This is a genomic window from Streptococcus sanguinis (assembly GCF_026781265.1).
GTDB lineage: Bacteria > Bacillota > Bacilli > Lactobacillales > Streptococcaceae > Streptococcus > Streptococcus sanguinis_T.
In genome coordinates this window covers 47,553-65,505 of the sequence record NZ_JAKUVC010000009.1, presented here as the reverse complement: position 1 = coordinate 65,505, position 17,953 = coordinate 47,553, and the positions used below count along the sequence as shown (strand labels likewise).

16 protein-coding genes and 1 pseudogene are annotated in these 17,953 nt (G+C 42.8%); 1 reads left to right on the top strand and 16 read right to left on the bottom strand.

Features of this window, described 5'->3' with window-relative positions; genetic code table 11:
* Positions 1-94: 94 nt before the first annotated feature.
* Both MK370_RS09505 and MK370_RS09500 read right to left on the bottom strand, forming a co-directional pair.
* Positions 95-2,050 (bottom strand): V-type ATP synthase subunit I, encoded by a 1,956-nt coding sequence (locus MK370_RS09505; protein WP_268685067.1) that lies wholly within the window; start codon positions 2,048-2,050, stop codon positions 95-97.
* On the bottom strand, positions 2,040-2,363 hold the full coding sequence (locus MK370_RS09500) for a hypothetical protein (RefSeq protein ID WP_002894440.1): 324 nt from the start codon (positions 2,361-2,363) through the stop codon (positions 2,040-2,042). Before MK370_RS09500 ends, MK370_RS09505 begins: the two co-directional genes overlap by 11 nt.
* Positions 2,364-2,778: 415 nt before the next feature.
* Between MK370_RS09500 and MK370_RS09495 the strand changes: the two genes are divergently transcribed.
* Positions 2,779-3,630 carry a MurR/RpiR family transcriptional regulator gene (locus tag MK370_RS09495; RefSeq protein ID WP_268685066.1) on the top strand — a complete coding sequence of 284 codons (852 nt, stop codon included), beginning with the start codon at positions 2,779-2,781 and terminating at the stop codon, positions 3,628-3,630.
* A gap of 59 nt (positions 3,631-3,689) precedes the next feature.
* On the opposite strand, the gene MK370_RS09490 is transcribed toward MK370_RS09495, so the two are convergent.
* The 14 genes and pseudogenes from MK370_RS09490 to adhE all read right to left on the bottom strand — a co-directional run bounded on the left by MK370_RS09490 (position 3,690) and on the right by adhE (position 17,891).
* Entirely contained in the window at positions 3,690-4,019 is a 330-nt protein-coding gene (locus tag MK370_RS09490; protein ID WP_002922726.1) for a hypothetical protein, read from the bottom strand.
* A gap of 45 nt (positions 4,020-4,064) precedes the next feature.
* Positions 4,065-4,949, bottom strand: coding sequence for an ROK family protein (locus tag MK370_RS09485; protein ID WP_268685065.1), 885 nt, complete (start codon positions 4,947-4,949; stop codon positions 4,065-4,067).
* A 33-nt stretch (positions 4,950-4,982) separates the two neighbouring features.
* Positions 4,983-5,900, bottom strand: coding sequence for an N-acetylneuraminate lyase (locus MK370_RS09480; RefSeq protein ID WP_268685064.1), 918 nt, complete (start codon positions 5,898-5,900; stop codon positions 4,983-4,985).
* 62 nt (positions 5,901-5,962) lie between these two features.
* Complete coding sequence (locus MK370_RS09475; protein ID WP_002894435.1) at positions 5,963-7,066, bottom strand: Gfo/Idh/MocA family protein; 1,104 nt, start codon at positions 7,064-7,066, stop codon at positions 5,963-5,965.
* A gap of 72 nt (positions 7,067-7,138) precedes the next feature.
* Positions 7,139-7,972 (bottom strand): carbohydrate ABC transporter permease, encoded by an 834-nt coding sequence (locus MK370_RS09470; RefSeq protein ID WP_002898776.1) that lies wholly within the window; start codon positions 7,970-7,972, stop codon positions 7,139-7,141.
* Positions 7,972-8,856, bottom strand: coding sequence for a carbohydrate ABC transporter permease (locus MK370_RS09465; RefSeq protein WP_002898777.1), 885 nt, complete (start codon positions 8,854-8,856; stop codon positions 7,972-7,974). Before MK370_RS09465 ends, MK370_RS09470 begins: the two co-directional genes overlap by 1 nt.
* 67 nt (positions 8,857-8,923) lie before the next feature.
* Positions 8,924-10,270 carry an ABC transporter substrate-binding protein gene (locus tag MK370_RS09460; RefSeq protein ID WP_161543995.1) on the bottom strand — a complete coding sequence of 449 codons (1,347 nt, stop codon included), beginning with the start codon at positions 10,268-10,270 and terminating at the stop codon, positions 8,924-8,926.
* A 17-nt stretch (positions 10,271-10,287) separates the two neighbouring features.
* Positions 10,288-10,740: a YhcH/YjgK/YiaL family protein gene (locus MK370_RS09455; protein ID WP_268685063.1), complete on the bottom strand. Its 453-nt coding sequence runs from the start codon at positions 10,738-10,740 to the stop codon at positions 10,288-10,290.
* Between the two features lie 23 nt (positions 10,741-10,763).
* The gene (locus MK370_RS09450; protein ID WP_268685062.1) at positions 10,764-11,897 is read right to left on the bottom strand and encodes an ABC transporter ATP-binding protein; all 1,134 of its coding nucleotides are present in this window, start codon (positions 11,895-11,897) and stop codon (positions 10,764-10,766) included.
* Between the two features lie 13 nt (positions 11,898-11,910).
* The gene (locus MK370_RS09445) at positions 11,911-12,609 is read right to left on the bottom strand and encodes an N-acetylmannosamine-6-phosphate 2-epimerase (protein WP_048773683.1); all 699 of its coding nucleotides are present in this window, start codon (positions 12,607-12,609) and stop codon (positions 11,911-11,913) included.
* Between the two features lie 378 nt (positions 12,610-12,987).
* Positions 12,988-13,989 (bottom strand): annotated as a pseudogene (locus tag MK370_RS09440) (acetylxylan esterase).
* 117 nt (positions 13,990-14,106) lie between these two features.
* Complete coding sequence (locus tag MK370_RS09435) at positions 14,107-14,787, bottom strand: DUF6796 family protein (RefSeq protein ID WP_268685061.1); 681 nt, start codon at positions 14,785-14,787, stop codon at positions 14,107-14,109.
* 82 nt (positions 14,788-14,869) lie between these two features.
* Positions 14,870-15,028 (bottom strand): shikimate dehydrogenase, encoded by a 159-nt coding sequence (locus MK370_RS09430; RefSeq protein ID WP_268685123.1) that lies wholly within the window; start codon positions 15,026-15,028, stop codon positions 14,870-14,872.
* A gap of 208 nt (positions 15,029-15,236) precedes the next feature.
* On the bottom strand, positions 15,237-17,891 hold the full coding sequence (gene adhE, locus MK370_RS09425; protein ID WP_268685060.1) for a bifunctional acetaldehyde-CoA/alcohol dehydrogenase: 2,655 nt from the start codon (positions 17,889-17,891) through the stop codon (positions 15,237-15,239).
* Between the last annotated feature and the right edge of the window lie 62 nt (positions 17,892-17,953).

The following is a 17,953-nucleotide window of genomic DNA, read 5'->3' as shown; positions in this document are numbered from 1 at the left end:
AACAGCTAGTTTAATGAATGTTGCTTATTTTGATGTTGTAGAATCTGTATTCCCAAAGATGAATCGCTCCTCGTTGAGTACAACTTCCTACTCTCTATTTCTTGCTTTGCTGAACGTATTTTTCGCTAGGCTTGAGCGGAGTGAAAGGCTTGCCGCCGCCATCGTAGAATTTCCCGAAGAATTCCACGAAAATCAAACGCGCTCCGTGCACATAGCCGGACAGAAAAGATAGAAACATATTGACCAAATGCAGGGCAATAAAGAGCAGAATGCCGATGCTAAAGCGAGCGACAGGTGGAAAGAGGCTGACAATCAAGTTAAAGGCCGAGCCAATGCTAGCCCCCGAAAGCCCCAGAGCCATCAGCCGTGTAAAGCTGACAAGGTCTCCTACATAGCCGCTAACATTGTAGAGATTAAAGAGACCTGACCCCAATCCTGCCAAGCTTTTAGCACTGACAATGGATACTGCCAGTATACCCAGAGCATTGATGATGGCCAGCCACTGACCAATCGTTGAAGCAAAGGCCAAGGATGGGAAGAAATTTCCCAAGGCCAAGAGTAGCAGCCCCAGCAAAATCAGCACCCAAGCAAAGCCTGCATTATAAGCTTCCGCATAATCCTTGAGACGGACATTTTTCAGCCCGCTGAGGAAGAGGCCCGCCAGCACTGTAATGAAGCCAAAGACGACCGAAATAACCAGAATCGTCATGGCGTCAGAGCTGGTACTTATCAGTGCAAAGGGCAGTTCAAAGCCAAAGAAAGAGCCATAAACCAGTCCCCAGATGATGACTGCTACGCCCAACAGGCGGAAGAATCGAAGATTCTTAGCCAGTCCCGACTTGACATGCAAGAAGTGCAGCGCCAGACTGGTGCCCACAAAGAGCAAAAGACCGTAGCCAATGTCCGCAACCATCATGCCAAAGAATACAAAATAAAATAGGGAAACGACGGGGGTTGGATCCTTATCACCATACTTAGGCAAGGAATACATCTCTGTCACTAGCTCGAAGGGCTCCACCAAGGCATTGTTTTTAAGCTTGGTCGGAACCTTATCTTCCTCGTCCTGTCGAATCTCTCTGGTCTGGATGAGAATGCTCTGACCAAACTGCTCCTTCAAACAAGCCTCAAGAGCTTGAACCTGATTGCTTTCGATCCAGCCTTCCAAGGCTGCTAGATTTTGCGTGCTGGCTAACTGATTCTTACTTTCTTGGCGGGAGGAGAGATTGCAGAGATAGTCCAGCTGAACCTTGAGATGGTCCAACTCGTTCTTAGACGCTGCCAGACTCTTTGTCATAGCTTCTGCCACAGCCTCTTGCTGTCGAATATTGGCCTTGAGCTGGGCTACCCGATCAGCAGGCAGTTCCGCATAGTCATACTCAAAAGACTTAAAGCCATACTCTTTCAAGATTTTGCGAACTGCTTCCAGAGAGCCTGTCTTATAAAAAATAAGAATCCCGTGCTCCGTATCATCTGTAAAGACTTCCTGAAACTTCAGGTCAGGATGTGCTCCCAGAGTCAGGCGCAGAGCATCGTCATCTGTATTGGGAATCGTCCCAATCAACGCTCCCAGATGACTGAAAGTCGCAGCTGCTTGCGGTGTTAGCTCCAGCGACTCCCACTTTTCCAGCGCAGCCATTTCCAAGCGGTCAGCTTCTATCTGATCCTTGGCCTCTTGCAAGACGTTGAGCTGCTTGCTGATTCCTTCTAACAGCGCAATCTCATCCCAGGCTTTCCCCGCCTGCTCCAAAGCAGTAAAGGACAACTCCAAAGGTTCTTCTTTTAAGGCTTCCAGCAGTTTCTTTTTGGGCATAAAGGGTTCCAGCTCTGCAATCAGTCTCTCGAGCTTTTCTTGGCGTCTGAGCAAATCCTGCTGAGATAGCTGCCGATCTGGCCGGCCAACTAAAGCCTGCTCAAAGGCTGCCTGCCAGTCCTCTTCCTGCCGCAAGTCATGAATCTGAACCGACTCTAAGCCCTGTAGGTAAAAGAGAAGCTGATCCAGCAGTTCCTTGGGCAGAAGCAGAGACAGCTGCCGCATTTGACTAATGGCCATAGGCTTCTACCACCTTCTCTACAATAGCTCGCGCCAAGTCTGCTTTTTTGTCTGTCAGCGCAGCCGCAACCTTGTCCTCATTTTGCTGGGTTGTCTGCTCCAAATCTTGCTGCAGGTGCACCAACTTTTGCTGAGAAGTCGCGGTTAATTCCTCAGCCAGCTTCTGCGTTTCATCGTCATAAGTCAGACCTAGCTGTCTGAGATTTTCATCTACCTGCTGTCGCAGCTCCTGAGCCTGCGTCCTGTAGCCCATCAAAACTTCTTCTGCAGCAGTTTCAATTTCCTGCATTTTTTCAAGTGTTTCATTGGCCATCTATTCACCCCCTCGTTTTCAAAAACCTTCGAAAACGGATTTTAAAATCTGCATTCCTGGCTGACTAGCCAACCATCTGGCAAGGTTATCTTCAGGAATACAGCTTCGTACTTGCATAAATTATATCATATTTTCAGAAAAACAGTCAGAGATTGCTAAACATCTATCTCCAACTGATAGGAAAAGCCGATATAGATTTGATTCATTTCAATACTTACAAATCAGTATCAGCTGTACACTCTTGATAAGTTTCAGTCTTGCAAACGGTTTATTTGTCTATAACTATGTTATAATATAAACAAATTCTAAGACAAATATAGAATATCAGAAAAGTAAAAGTGGCTTCAAATGTAATTTCCAGCCAGAACAGCCCTTAAACTTTTACTAAACATTATCCCATGAAGAAAGTGATTTTATGAGTCAGCAGAATATCTTGGCCATCATTGAGAGCCATCTTGACAAGATGACCGACTTGGAACAGAGGATTGGTCACTATTTTTTGGATCCAAATAGTATTCAAGAGGATTTATCCTCTTTGCAAGTTGCCCAAACCTTGCACATTTCTCAAGCAGCCTTGACCCGTTTCGCCAAAAAATGCGGCTTTAAAGGTTATCGGGAATTTAGTTTTCAATATCTACAGGACCTACAAAAGGCGCAAACCGAGTCGGATAATATGCAAAGCAGCTTATCCCGTCATGTCTTGTACAACTACAACCAAATCCATCAGCAGACAAAAGAACTGATAGAGGAGGAAAAGCTGGAGCGAGTGGCTCAAATCATAGAAGAGGCAGATCGAGTTTATTTCTTTGGAACAGGTAGCTCGGGCTTAGTAGCACGTGATATGAAGCTGCGCTTCATGAGGCTGGGAGTCGTTTGTGAAGCCCTAACTGACCAAGATGGATTCGCTTGGACAACTAGTATTCTGGACAAGAACTGCCTTGTTATCGGATTTTCTCTATCCGGACAGACCCAGTCCATCATTGACAGCTTGATTGACGCTAAAAATATGGGAGCAAAAACCATCTTGGTGACTGGACAACCTGAAAAGATTCAAGAAGACTTCACTGAAGTCGTTCCTGTTGCTCTTCAAAGCAAGCCTGAGTTTATCTTGCGGATTTCCGCACAATTCCCCATGATTCTCATGATTGACCTCATCTATGCTTTTTTCCTAGAGATTAACCGTGAAAAGAAAGAAAGAATCTTTAACAGCTTTTGGGAGAATCAAAAACTAAATGGCTACTACCGCCGCAATACCCACAAACGATAAAAACGAATCAGGATTTTCTGACTCGTTTTCTTTTTTGGTCTAAATTTTTCCTCTTTCTTTCACAAGGGGAGGATTGGCCCATAGATTTCTAATTGGGGCTGAACTTTTTCCATATGAAAGGCATCGTAGGCACGCCACTTTTGATAAGTAGGCTGATCCAGTTTGAGGCTACTAAGACCAATTAAAAAACTAGCACTTTTATGGAAGCTTTCAAGAGCAATGAGAAGACGGTTATCCAGGGCCTTTGTTTTCTCCAAGCTCCTTAAAACTTCTGCTAAGCACTCGTAAAAGCGGATTTCATCTCTTGACCGAATTGCCTTCTTTTGAAAATCTTCCATCAAAGAACCTAGAAGCTGAGCAGCTTCCTGAATGAAACTTCTTTCTGCCATTTGATTTTCCTCTTCAAAGACAAGGAACCTGAGAAAAATCTCAGGTTAAACTTGTCTATTTTTGAAATGATAGTAGGCTCCAAACATACCTGCAGTATTTTGATGATGAGCAAAGGCCAGTTTGGTTTTGTCAGCAATGCTTGGAACCAAAGCATCCTGCAAAGCCACCTGAATACGCGGCCTAAGAATAGCTTCTTGGCCCATAATGCCGCCTCCTAAAATAACAACTTCCGGATTAAAAACATAGCAGATATTAGCAATTCCTTGACCCAGATAGCCAACCATACGATCGATGCCTTCGATACAGAGTTTATTGCCCTCAGTTGCTTCTTTGAAAATCCGACGGCCATTCCAATGCTCTGCGTCTTCTCCATGTAGCTCAGCCACATAATTGACCAGAGCTGTTGTAGATGCCACATCTTGGAAAGCTCCGTCTGGTAGATGCAGGTATCCGACCTCACAAGCAGAGTTACTAAAGCCATGGAAGACCTGACCATCTACGACCAGACAGCCTCCAATACCTGTACCGATTGTCAAACAAAGGGCAATCTTCGCTCCCTTGCCACTACCCGACATAGCCTCCGCCAGACCAGCACAGTTGACATCATTTTCAATCTCACAAGGCAGGGAGAATGTTTCTTCCAGCACTTTTTTGAACTGGGTCCCAGCGTAATTAGGAATCTGTGGCCCAGCATAGAAAATTTCACCCTTGTCTGGATCCACCATACCAGCCGAAGAAATACAAATCCCAGCCAGAGGTCCTTTTTCTAAATAGGCTGCAACAATTCCTTCAACCTTTTGCATAATTCCCGGACCGCCTTTGTGGGCCTCCGTCGGCATTTCATGTGCTTCCACCAAGGTTTCCACCTCGTTGATTAAGCCATACTTGATATTGGTACCGCCAATATCAATAGCAACATAGTGTTTCATAGCACACCTTCTCTCTAGTGTTTATCCTGTTGCTTATAAAAATTGCTCCTTGGTTTGTCTAATCAACTGAGCTGCTTCTTCCACAATCGGCCGTTCACTTTCCTGTAGCGGTGTCAGAGGAGAGCGGACAGATCCGATGGTCAAGCCTTCGTTAATTTCCAAAACACCCTTAATAACCGCGTACATATTGCCGCGGGCGCTGGTTAATTTTCCTATAATCGCATTTATCGCATATTGCAATTCCTTAGCTCGTTCCAATTCCTTGTCAGCAATCAGTTGATTGAGTTGGAGGAAGAGCTCTGGCATAGCTCCGTATGTACCACCGATACCAGCTGCAGCCCCCATGAGTCGGCCACCTAAGAATTGCTCATCTGGACCATTAAAGACTACATGATCTTCTCCCCCAAGAGCTACAAAGGTCTGAATATCCTGCACTGGCATTGAAGAGTTCTTCACACCGATCACACGTTCGTTCTTGAGCATTTCCTTATAAAGGCTAGGAGTCAAGGCTACACCAGCCAGCTGAGGAATATTGTAAATCACAAAATCTGTATTAGGCGCTGCCGCACTGATGTCATTCCAATACTGAGCTACAGAATACTCCGGTAGTCGGAAATAAATCGGTGGAATAGTCGCAATCGCATCCACACCCAAACTTTCGGCATGACGAGCCAGCTCTATACTATCCTTGGTATTGTTGCAAGCTACATGGGCAATGATAGTCAGACGTCCCTTAGCAACTTTCATCACTTCTTCTAGAACCCGTTTTCGGTCTTCTACACTCAGATAGATACACTCGCCCGAAGAACCGTTGACATAAAGACCTTGCACGCCCTTGGCGATGAAATATTCCACTAAAGCGCGAGTCCGCTTCGAGCTGATTTCACCTTCCTCGTCATAGCAGGCATAGAAAGCAGGAATGACACCTTCATATTTTTTTAAATCTGACATAGTTTTCTCCTAATGTTTTAGAAATGAGAGGGACGAAAATCATTGTTTCATCCCCACATCTTTTATTTTACAATTTCCGATAATTTAACTTTACGATCTTCAAACATAGACTGAGTACATGCATCTGCTGTTGCAATAGCCTCCAGAGCTGCTTCTCCTGTCAATAATTTTTTGAATTCTTCTGTTACCGGTGCTCCCTGCATGATTTCATGAAGGTAACGCATTTCCTTGTCAATAACAGATGATAACCACAATGGGGTACGTTTACCAGGTTTTCCGTAAGCAATCGCTCCATCCATTTCGGTACTATGGTAAATACGAGTACGATCATCATCTTCTTCCTGTGACTCATGGATTAGGAAGTAACTTTCTTGGCCATCTAATTTGAGAGTTCCTTTACAGTTGAACAAGTCCAGACGAATCGCTCCTTTTGTCCCTTGAATCAAGACATAGTGTTCACCCCAGCGATAAGCAGAACCCCATTCTAGCAAAGCAAAACGCTTATTTGAAAATTCCATATTAACAAAAATCATGTCATCTTCATCACCAAAGTTTTCTCCCTCATGAGCTACATTGCCGCCAGTCATTGTAACAGTTTCAGGCATCCCGCCCATAAGAAATTGAACACAGTCCAATTCATGGATATGGTGATATAAGTGACCACCAGATTTTTCGCGGATTTTCTTCCAAGATACCGATGGTTGTTGCTCCTCCCATCCATTACGAGCTGTATGACAATACAGAACGTCCCCAATCACACCTTGATTGATTAATTCTTTGGCATGATGAACACCATTAAAGAAGTTCATGATATGCCCCGCCATAAAGGTCACATTATTTTCTTTACAAGCATCTACCATTTCGCGACAATCCTCATAGGAAAGAGCAATTGGTTTTTCACAAAAAACATTTTTTCCATGCTGAGCTGCTTTGATAACCGGCTCTTTATGAAGATTATTTGGAGAAGCTACAATAACACAGTCAACTTCATCGCTAGCCACTAATTCATCTATCGAAGCTGCAACTTTCGCTCCTAACTCTTCAGCTACTGCTTCCGCGTTTTCTGGATCATAAACAATCGTAATCTCTGCACCATCATTTTTTTGCATATAACGAGCCAATTCAGCTCCAAAATATCCTGTTCCTACAACGCCATATTTAACCATTTTTATTCTCCTGTTGTTTAATACAATATGCTATTTTTAACTTATATATTGACTAATGTTGTTTCGAAATGTCTATTTTACAGATCCTTCTGAAAGACCACTTGCAATCTTATTTTGAATGATTGAGAAGAAGATGATAGAAGGCAATACAACAATCACAGATGCCGCCATCATATCTCCCCAGTCTAGCACCTCTGACCCATTCAATGAACGTAGTGCTACTGCAACGGTCATTTTACTTGTATCGTTGATCAGTATCAATGCATATAAGAATTCATTCCACGCATTAATAAAGGTATAAATCGCTGTTGCAACAATTCCTGGAGCAACAATTGGTAATACCACTTTATAAAAAGTAACAAATTTATTTGCTCCATCAATACGGGCTGCCTCTTCAATCCCAATTGGAACCGTTTGGAAGAAGCCAACCAGCAGCCATACCGCATAAGGTACACTAAATGACAAATAAATGATGATAAGGCCAATGATGCTATTGCCCAAACCTGCTTTTGCTATTGCAATAGAATAAGGTATTGCTAGCAAAATAGGTGGGAAAATATAAGTTGTTACCAAAAGCCGTGACATTATTGCTCCTAGTTTAGGGAAGAAACGAACAATACCATAAGCAGCCATGGAAGAAATAATCGTTGCAATAACTGTTGTGGACAAAGAAATTACTAAACTATTTCGGATATTATCAACGAAATGCAAATCATTAATAACATGTGTAAAGTAGTCTAGCGTAAAAGTCTGAGGCCAGAAGCGAGTTGGAAATTGTGTCAACTCCCCTTTTCCTTTAATTGAAGATATAATAATCCATACAAGCGGGAAGATTGCAACAATTGTTGCAATTATCAAAACCAAATGAGCTCCGATATCTAAGTAGAAATTTGATTTTTTCTTCATTATTTTCTACCCTCCTTTTCCCATTTACTAATTACAGAGAAGTAAATGAAGCAAACTGTCAATAAGAAGATAAAGAGCAATACTGTGACTGCTGAAGCTCGTCCTAATAACTTCGTTCCCCAACCTAAGTTGTAAGCGAAAATCGGCAAGGTCATAGTCGCATTAGATGGACCACCACCAGTAATGAGGTAGATAATATCAAAATTGTTAAAGATCCAAACCGTTCTCAGTACAACTAGTAACCCTACAACGACCTTAATATGCGGAAAAGTAATATGTCTGAACACTTGCCAACTTGTCGCACCATCAATTTTAGCTGCCTCAAACTGCTCCTGAGGAACTGTTTGAAGTGCAGATAAAACATTAACCATAATCATTGGAGCTCCAAACCAGATATTGATAAACACTAAGCAAATAAAGGCCCACGTGCTATCAGTCAGAAAAGCTGGAGCATGCTCCATTAAACCAAGCTTAACAATGATATTTGGCAGATACCCATAGACACCATTTAGAATCCATTGCCATGAAAAAGCAATAACAATTGTAGGAAAGGCCCACGGTACGATTAACAACGTCCGATAAAGTTTTTTAAATCGTCGCACTCTATGCAAAGCAAGAGCCAGAACAAATCCAATGATAACTTGTCCAGCTAAGGAAAGGACAGTCCATTTTATTGAATTAAAAAATGCACTAAAAAAATTAGGGTCTGACAATACTGCTTTATAATTATCCAAACCAACAAAACGATAGTTGGGCATAATTAAATTCTTATTGGTAAAGCTATAAAAGATGCTTGAAAAAAATGGATAAACAAAGAGTAATCCTACGATAATCACCGCTGGCAGTACAAATATCCAACGCGTCAAATTACGATCTCTGACCATCTCTTACCCCTTTCTTTAAAATAAGAGGCTATAGCGCTACTGCACCATAGCCCTAATAATCCAGGTATTATTTCACATCAACTGCAACCGTTTCAAATAAATCGTTTAATTGCTTTTCAGCATCTTTTGCTGCAGCCATAGGGTCTTTCCCATTTGTGATAATATCTTGGAACATCTGTTCAATAATGTGTTGGTTTGTCAACATACCAGCCTCAACACTTGGGCCATTTTCATAACCAATAGCAGTACCTTTTTGAACAGCCTCGTTGATTACTTGTTCAGCATGTTGGAATTTTTGACGTGTTTCATTTTCCTTATAAGCTGGTAAATCAGAAATACCGCTAATCGTTGGCAACATACCAACTGGTGTGGAATCTAAGAAACCAACATAGTTGTCTTGTTCATACAGATATTCTAAAAATGCTTTTGCAACTTCTGGATGTTTAGAATTTTTCCATACAACCATTGGAACATTTGAAGTTTCAATCCCTTGATCTTTATCAGATGCTTTGACCTTCGGAATAGGATAGGCATCAATCGATTCTAATAATTGCGGACTGTTCGCTTCAACCCCTCCAATGTGGAAACCTGAGTTAAAGTCAAAGGCTGTCTTACCTTGGTAGAATAGGGTAGCTTGTTGTAATACATTATAATTGAGTGAATCTTTAGGAGAAACTTCTTTGTACATTTTCACCCAGTATTTAATTCCTTCTTGAGCCAAATCGCTAGTTAAATCAACCTTCTTATCCTTTGTTAATAGGCTTCCTCCTGCACTACGAACATAGAAATTCAGGAAACGAGTAGCCATAAAGTCATTCGTACCAAGCGGCACTGACATACCATAAACTCCATCAGCTGTTAGTTTCTTAGATGCTTCATAAAGTTCATCCCAGGTTTTAGGCACTTCAATATTGTGTTGTTTTAATAAATCTGTGCGTACCCACATCACTTGTGCATGGGAATAAAGAGGAACAGAATAGTAATCACTGCCAATTTTTGCTTCATTCAGAGCTGTTTTATTGAAACGATCTTTTCCAATTTTATCAATTGTATCATTCAATGGAACAATAGCATCTGAGTTAATCATTTCCATTACTTGATTCGGCAAAGCTGTACTGACATCGGGTACATTTCCGTTAGCAAGGCCTGTTGTCCATTTGGTGTAAAAGTCATTCCAAGAAAAAGTTTCAATTTTAATCTTAACTTTTGGATGCTTCTTCATAAATTCATCTGCAGATTTCTGGATACTTTCTAAACGAGGTCCCTGTGTAAATGAGTGCCACATAACGATTTCCCCAGATAATTCACCTGAATCATTTCCTTTACTATTTTCCCCACTTGGAGAACAACCACTGATTATCAGTGCGACAAGTCCTGTTAGAAGAACGAATAAAAATTTCTTTAGATTTTTCATAGTTTACCTCTTTCTATTTAAGAAATAGCTACTTTAAATACTACTTTTTTTAAGGGTAGATCATTTACACGAACTTTGGGCTGATGCAAATCCTCAGGGAATGTTATTAAACATTCTCCAGATTTCAAGTGAATAAGCTGCTCCATTTTTCCTTCATATAACTCAATATCCTTTTCCTCATTATAAGGTTGACTAACTGTTGTGTTTTTAACAGAAGAAACTGCCATATCTTCTGTATTTTCTAACACCAGATGGATATCAAGATATTTCCTATGAGATTCAAAGAAATCTCCTGGTTGACCATCTGCTACATAACTAAAACAATTGCCAAATAATTTATCACCTTCAATATCTATCTTCCCTTCTGGGAGACTGTCCAAATCAACTGTTTTTAAAAAATTTATTAATCTTTCAAAATATGGATTTACTCCTACATAAGTTGATAGATTATTAATTTCCGTTACAATCATAATTAAAATTTCCTTATAAAATTTTATTTAATACGTGAACCGTTCTCTAATTCAAAGAAGTGTGCTTTTGCAATATTGAATACCAAGTCTATTTTCTGCCCTGCTTCATGGTAATTATGAACAGCAACACGTGCAGAAAATTCCTGAACTCCTACTTTACAATAAAGGATAGAATCGCTTCCTAAAAGTTCAGAAACTATAATCTCTGCTTCAACAACAGAATCTGGGAAAGCATCAGCAGCTATCAACTCAGCCGAGATATCCTCTGGTCGAATGCCCAGTATCACTTTCTTTCCTTGATAGCCTTTTTCTTCTAGGATTTTACGCTGACCGTCTGGAAGTCCAACAGCAAAGCCTTGTCCATCTGTAAGCTGGTTACCTTCTAAGTTCACTTCAAAGAAATTCATGGCTGGACTGCCGATAAAACCTGCCACAAATTTATTAGCTGGTTCGTTATAAAGTTCCTGAGGCGTACCGATTTGTTCGATTCGGCCGATAGTACCTGTTCCTGCTTCGTTCTTAGTAGCTGACATGATAACGATGCGGTCAGCCAAGGTCATGGCCTCGGTCTGGTCGTGGGTTACATAGATAGTCGTCGCTCCGATACGGCGGTGAATTTTTGCAATTTCTGCCCGCATGGACACGCGCAGTTTGGCATCCAAGTTAGACAAGGGTTCATCCATAAGGAAGACTTTGGCATCACGGACAATCGCCCGCCCCATAGCTACCCGCTGGCGCTGACCACCAGACAGGTCGGCTGGTTTACGATCCAGAAGCTCTTTCAGCCCAAGGATTTCCGCCGCTTCCTGGACTCTTTTGTCAATATCAGCCTTGTCATACTTGCGAAGCTTGAGTCCGAATGCCATATTGTCATAAACAGTCATGTGAGGATAAAGGGCATAATTTTGGAAAACCATGGCGATATCCCGATCTTTAGGAGCAATGTCATTGACAAGATTTTGATCAATATAGAGCTCCCCTTCTGTGATATCCTCAAGGCCTGCAATCATCCGCAAGGTTGTTGATTTTCCACAACCGGAAGGTCCTACAAAAACGATAAACTCCTTATCCTTAATATCCAAATCAAAATTTTCAACAGAGTAAAAATCACTATTAGGATATTTTTTATATAGTTTATTTAGTGTTAAGGTTGTCATTCATCTACCTCACTTATTTTAATCCTGCAACAAAGCGCTCTGTAATTTCTTTAGGCCGAGTAATGGCTCCGCCGACAACGATACCTCTTACACCCAAATCATGTATCTGCTTGGCTTGACTTGGATAGTGAATCTTTCCTTCAGCGATGACATCAAAGCCTGCTTGGCACAAGCGGCGGATAAGCTCAATGTCTGGTCCGTCAACCTTGGGACTGTAAGAAGTGTAGCCCGATAAGGTAGTGCCGACAAAGTCTACACCAGCTTCTACAGCAGCAGCAGCTTCCTCATAGGTACTAATATCTGCCATCAATAGCTGATGAGGATACTTGGCCTTAACCTGCTTGATGAAATCCGCAATTGTCAGGCCATCATGGCGTTCCCGCTTGGTACAGTCCAGAGCAATGACTTCAATATCCAGAGCAGCCAACTCATCCACTTCCCGCATGGTAGCCGTGATAAAAGGCTCTTGTGGCGGATAGTCGCGTTTGATAATTCCGATGATGGGCAGGGAAGTTACTTCCTTGATCTCCCGAATATCGCGAACACTATTAGCTCGAATACCAACAGCACCGCCCTGCTCAGCAGCCTTAACCAAGAGAGGAATGACTCCTCCAGCTTCCGTATAAAGCGGCTCCTGGGGCAAGGCTTGACAGGAAACAATGATGCCGTCTTTAATCTTGGCTATCAAGTCATCTTTTAAAATCTGTGACATGAATATACAATCTCCTTTCGTAAGACGTCGGTCTGATCAGATAGTCTAAAAACTACCTAGGACCTCAGGTGGAGTAGAGAAGAAGGCCGCAAACAAATATTTTTACTTCCTTATCCTGGACTCCGTTTTTTAACTCGAGTATTTCATAATGTTATTATAAATAATTTTTAAAGCGCTTTCAATATTGTTTGAGATTTAGATTTTAGTTTCCGAATTTTCCAGAAAAGCAGAAATTCCTGAAAGTACTTTCAGAAATCCGTTTTGTAGAAAAGTCAATGAAAGAGCAAGCAAACTTCTAAAAAGATTCTCACTTTCTATACTCCCTCAGGCAAGTAAAAAGGGCTAGGCCTTTACCTAGCCCCAAAGGGGGGACGAATATTATCTCTCGGATTTCAAGTCCGAAACGAGAGAAAGTCTTTTTATTTTGGTTCCGCAGAGCCAGTTAAAGACAGTATCGCTGACACGGACATTCATAGCCTCATGCCCATACTCAGGCAGGAGATGATACTCTTTTTCTCCAGCCAAGCTGTTATAGATGGCAAACTGCGTGATAGGATAGCAAACATCATCCTCTAGGCCAATAATCATCTGCACTGGACAGCTAATACGATGGGCCAGATTTTTCACGTCAATATAAGCAAGTGTCCGCAACAACTGCTCTTCTGTCTCATGAAAAGGATCATGGAATTTGAAATAACGAAAGAGCTCATCATAGGCTTCACTGGTATTGCCAATCTCCAAAACTCGTCTAAAGTCAGCAAGGAAGGGATAGATGGCTACAGTCTGCTTGATCCGAGAATTTAATGCAGCTGCTACCAAAGCCAAGGCTCCGCCCTGTGAGCCTCCAAAACTAGACAAACGGTTTTCATCCACGAAGTCCAAACCAGCCACTAGCTCGACCAAGGTGTAAACATCCAGATAGACATCCTTGAAAAAAAGCTGATTCGGTCCATCCAGAGCCCCGCGGATAATATGTCCTTTAACAGTATTGCCGCGGACTTCTCTATCACCATCCAGTGAATAGCCTGACTGACCACGAACATCCATCGACACCACACCCCAGCCCGCTGCCGTATAGGCCAGCATATCAGCCCAATCTCAGCCCTGTCCCATATAACCATGAAAATGAAACAATACCGGAACTTTTTCTGATAACTTAGGCACAACTAGCTTAGCATAGATTTGCCCACCGTTTCCAGACTTGAAGGTTAGCTCGTAACAAGTCGCATATGCAATTTGAAAATCTTTTTCCAGCAACTGGTAGTCCTGAGACACTTCCACCTCCGCCACTTGTTTATTCCAAAAGGTATCAAAATCGTCGGGCATTTCATCTCTTCCGCGATAATCTAACATTTCTTTAAGTAAAGTAGGGTTTTTCATGTCTTATCCTCCCAACGATTCTTGAAACCTCTTTCATCATACCATAGAAAGAGGAAGTTTTTAATAAGTTAATATATAGATTTTTCTGTTTTTTCTGAAATTTTACCGATTCGCCGCCTAAGAACCCATATGAAGCAGGAGCAGTAAATAGAACAAACTAAATCCTATGTTTAGGCCAGCTCCGTTAAGGTAGGGACGTCCGATTCTCAGCTTTTCTAACAGTAAGATAGTCAACAGACTGAGCGGTAAAGGGGTCAGCAACCCCAGATAAGCAGGCAATATTGTCTGACCGGTAACTATTAGCAGTGAGTAAACGAGCCAGCCTAGACCGGTCAGGGCGATAGCTGTCCGCCAAGTTATATCTAGAAAGAGCACTGCTTCATTGATAAGCTCGCTATCTTCGTCTGAGCAGACCTGTACGCCGCTTCGTTTATAGGCCTTTTTGCTGATGATCCCAACGTAGTAAAAGGCCACATGTGCCACTGGCGATAGGGCAAATCCAATTCCTAAGAAGGCTATTGACAGATAGGCCCACAAGCCCTTATTTGTCAAACCAAAGAGAGCATAAAGCGAAACTAACATAAGAGGGATTGAGAAGTTAGCCACCAAAGCGCCCAGGCGCAGCCGACCAACAGAGCCAGAAAGCATCAGCATAGCCAGATTCTTATTGCCAATCCGACTCTGCTCCGTAAAAGAGGCATAACTTTCCTTGTCTACCTCAAAACCAACCAGCAGAACATCCCCCAATAACCAGCAAAGACCACTCAACAGCCCAGCCCATAAAGATAAAAAAATCACATTACTCTCCTTTTTTCCATCGTCTCCTTATCTTAGCACAAAAGCTCACTCAATCACAAGTAGTCAGAAGGTTTACGTCTTTTTACCCCAGCAAGCTCCTTTCGTTAAGAGACTTAGCACTCACGTCGCTCCTCACCTCAGCATTCATGTCTCTATGCCCGGCTTCGACCAGAGGTCTTGCCTGGCTATGTGTTTCTTCAAGGTGTACAGCTTTTGTCCCAAGGGACAAAACTGCATCCACTGCTCTATGACTCAATTTTGTCCTTGTCCTAAGGACGCGTTTCATTAAGACACATAGCGCTCATGTCGCTCCGCTCCTCAGCATCCATGTCTCTAAGCTCGGCTTCGACCGACGGTCTTGCCTCGCTAAGATACATAGAAATATCCCCCACCAAAGGGTAGGGGATGACCGACAAACTGTCTTATTTTTAATTAAGGAAGCTGCTCGCTTATTTGCGGCGTCCTGGGCGTTCCTTGTAGCCATAGTAGGCGTCTTCGATGATTTCCTGCATGTGGTCAACCATTGGAAGGCGTGGGTTAGCCGGAGAACATTGGTCTTCATAGGCAAGGAAGGCCAATTCGCGTGAATGTTCTTTCCATTCTTTTTCGTCAATACCTTGAGCCTTGAAGTTCATTTCGATACCGACACGTTCTCCCAGTTCATAAACAGCTTTTGCGTAAGATTCAACCCCTTCTTCCGGAGTAGAAGCTGGGAGTCCAAGCATGCGTGCGATATCTTGGTATTTCTCATCCGCACGGTAGTAGTTGTACTTAGGCCATGTCGCTGTCTTAGTTGGACGTGTACCGTTGTAATGGATTACGTATGGCAGTAAGATCGCATTGGTACGACCGTGAATCGTATGGAACTGAGCACCAATCTTATGGGCCATAGAGTGGGAAATTCCCAGAAAGGCATTGGCAAAGGCCATACCAGCGATAGTAGAGGCATTGTGCATCTTTTCGCGAGAGTGGAAGTCTGCGTTCTTAACAGAGCTTTCCAGGTTTTCAAAGACGAGTTTGATAGCTTGGAGAGCCAAACCATCCGTAAAGTCGCTTGCCATCTGAGATACATAAGCTTCTGTTGCGTGAGTCAGCACGTCCATACCAGTGTCTGCTGCGACAAATCCTGGAACAGTCAGTACCAGAGCTGGGTCTACGATGGCTACAGTTGGAGTCAGAGAGTAGTCAGCAATTGGGTATTTACGGTTGTTAGCCTTGTCAGAGATAACGGCAAACGGTGTTACTTCTGAACCTGTACCAGATGTTGTAGGGATTGCAATAAACTTAGTCTTCTTACCAAGCAATGGGAATTTGAAGGCACGTTTACGGATATCCATGAATTTTTGCACAAGGTCACGGAAGTCCACTTCAGGTTGCTCATAGAAGAGCCACATTACTTTAGCTGCGTCCATTGGTGAACCACCACCAAGCGCGATGATTGTATCAGGTTTGAAGGTACGCATAATCTCTGTACCACGTTCAACTGTAGTAATATCTGGATCTGGTTCTACGTCTGCAAAGATTTGGTAAACAACCTTATTCCGACGAAGATCGAGTTGTTCGATGATACGATCTAGGAAACCAAGCTCTACCATCGCATGGTCTGTTACGATCATGACACGTTCCACATCACGACACTTTTGCAGATATTGGATAGAGTCACGCTCGAAGTAAGTTTTTGAAGGGAGTTTCATCCATTGCATATTATTTCTACGTCTTCCTACTTTTTTGATGTTCAAGAGATTCACAGCACTAACGTTATCACCTACTGAGTTGCGGCCATAAGATCCACAGCCCAAAGTCAGTGATGGCAGGAAGGCATTATAAACATCCCCGATACCGCCGAAAGTAGAAGGTGAGTTGCAAATAACACGGATGGCACGAACAGCTTTACCAAATTCCTTAGTCAACTCTTCGTCCGCTGTATGGATAGCAGCTGAGTGACCAAGACCATGGAATTCTACCATTTGACGGGCCTTTTCAACACCGTCTTCACGAGATTCAGACTTGAGAACAGCGATGACAGGTGACAGTTTTTCACGTGTCAATGGCTCTTTTTCACCAACTTCTTTACACTCTGCAGCCAAGATATTCGTATCTTCTGGCACACTGAAGCCTGCCTGCTCTGCAATCCAAGTAGCTGGCTTACCAACGATATCCGGATTGAGCTTAGCACCGGCACAGTTCTTGCTGTTTGCCTTAGCACCGAAGCAGAATTCTTCCAACAGAGCTTTTTCTTTCTTATTCACAAAGTATGTATGATAAGATTTGAACTCTTCTACAAATTCATCATAAACTTCCTTATCAATGATAACGGCTTGCTCAGAGGCACAGACCATACCATTGTCAAAGGACTTAGACATCACGATATCGTGCGCTGCTTGACGTATATTAGCGGATTTTTCCACATAAGCTGGTACGTTTCCGGCACCAACCCCAAGAGCTGGCTTACCACATGAGTAAGCTGCCTTTACCATTGCGTTACCACCTGTCGCAAGGATAGTCGCAATCCCTTCGTGGTTCATAAGCGCAGAAGTTGCTTCCATCGATGGCGCTGTAATCCACTGTACACAGTTTTCAGGCGCACCTGCTGCAATCGCTGCATCACGCACGATTTGTGCTGCATGAGCAGAAGATTCTTGAGCTGATGGGTGGAAAGCAAAGATGATCGGATTACGAGTCTTCAAGGAAATCAAAGATTTGAAAATCGCTGTTGAAGTCGGGTTGGTAGTCGGTGTGATACCGCAGACAACACCCACTGGCTCCGCAATCAAGGTCAATCCAGTCACATCATCTTCTTCAATAACGCCAACAGTCTTCGTATGGCGCATATTATTCACAACGTGTTCACAGGCGAAAAGGTTTTTCGTTGCCTTGTCTTCAAAAACTCCGCGACCTGTTTCTTCATAAGCGTGCAGGGCCAACTCACCGTGAGCATCCAAAGCTGCTACAGAGGCCTTGGCTACGATGTAGTCCACCTGTTCCTGATTCAGCTTTCTCATTTCCTCTAGTGCAGCCAGACCTTTTTGCACCAGTTCATCGACATGCTTTTGCGCTGCCAAAGCCTTGTCTTCTTGTTCTACCGTTTTCTTCTTTTCAGCCATTCTATTCCTCCAATGGTTTTGCCTTAGGTTAGACGAAGAACACTAACCTTTGTTAATTATTT